The 1,317-nt window shown below is 65.6% G+C and carries 1 protein-coding gene; it reads left to right on the top strand.

Annotated features, from left to right (window positions below; genetic code table 11):
- Nucleotides 1-128: 128 nt before the first annotated feature.
- Nucleotides 129-1,283 carry an IS481 family transposase gene (locus AB0N89_RS41010; protein ID WP_364217163.1) on the top strand — a complete coding sequence of 385 codons (1,155 nt, stop codon included), beginning with the start codon at nt 129-131 and terminating at the stop codon, nt 1,281-1,283.
- The last annotated feature ends 34 nt before the right edge of the window (nt 1,284-1,317 follow it).

Below are 1,317 nucleotides of genomic sequence, written 5' to 3'. Positions count from 1 at the left end.
CATGTCTGAGTTCAGGACATCGTGAACAGTTGATGTTTCAGGACATCGTGAACACTTGACCGGCCTGTCGGCGTGGTGACCAGGGGGTTCGTGGTGATCATGCGGCGATGGGCAGTACAGGGTTTTCGATGGATCCTGAGTTCGTCGCCGCGGTCGCGAGGGTGGCCGCGGGCGAGAAGATCAACATTTCGGGGTTCTGCCGCGAACGTGGCATCTCCCGGGGCGTGTTCCACAAATACGTCACGCGGGTCCGCGCGGAGGGTGCGGACGGGTTCGTCCGCCGCAGCACCGCCCCGCGTCACCGCCCGGCCGCGTTCGGGGCCAAGGTGACCGAGGCGGTGCTGCGGGCCCGCAAGGAACTCGCGGACGAGGGCTGGGACAACGGGCCGATCTCGATCCACTGGCGGCTGGAAGACGCCGGGTTCGAGCCGTTGCCGTCACGGTCGGCGGTCTACCGGATCCTGCGTGATCACGGCCAGATCACCCCGGAGCCGCGAAAGCGGCCCCGCACGAGGCGCCGGTTCGAATACGCCGACCCCAACGGCTGCTGGCAGATCGATGGCATGGAGTACTACCTGGCCGACGGCGTCAAGGTCTGCATCATCCAGATCCTCGATGACCACTCCCGCCTCGACGTCGGCACTTACGCCGCGGCCAGTGAGAACGGCACCGACGCCTGGGCTGCGTTGCAACAGGCGTTCGCCGGCCACGGGGTTCCGGTGAAGGTGCTGTCCGACAACGGTTTGTCCTTCTCCGGGAAGCACCGCGGCCGCATGGTCGAGCTGGAACGCCACCTCGCCGGAGAGGGTGTCACCGCGATCGCCTCCTCGGTCTATCACCCGCAAACCTGCGGCAAGAACGAACGCGTCCACCAAACCCTGCAGAAATGGCTCGCCGCCCGGCCTCCGGCAGAGGATCTCGTTGCCCTGCAACACCTTCTCGACGACTACCGGAAGATCTACAACACCCGGCGACGCCACCAGAGCCTCAACGGCCAAACCCCGCAGCAACGCTACGACGCCCGCCGCAAAGCCGCCCCTGCCAGCACAGGCCACCAGCCCGGCGGCGTCACCCAGCGCCCGGTCTCAGCCACCGGCGTCATCGCCTTCTCCGGCTGTTCCATCGTCCTCGGCCGCCGCTGGGCCGGCCACACCGCGACCGTGTTCTGGCAAGGCGACCGCGTCACCATCACGATCAGCGACACAGTCGCCCGCCAGCTCACCCTCGACAGATCAGTACGCTACCAACGACTGACCAAACAGAAACTGTTCACGAAGTCCTGAAACACATCTGTTCACGAAGTCCTGAAACATGACA

Source organism: Amycolatopsis sp. NPDC089917, assembly GCF_040684635.1.
GTDB lineage: Bacteria > Actinomycetota > Actinomycetes > Mycobacteriales > Pseudonocardiaceae > Amycolatopsis.
The sequence above is the reverse complement of the archived record's forward strand: the minus strand, read 5'-3'. Positions and strand labels throughout refer to the sequence as shown.

Bases quoted from the DNA above. Each gene is read 5' to 3' on its own strand.
- AB0N89_RS41010 (WP_364217163.1), top strand. From the start codon at position 129: ATGGATCCTGAGTTCGTCGCCGCGGTCGCGAGGGTGGCCGCGGGCGAG.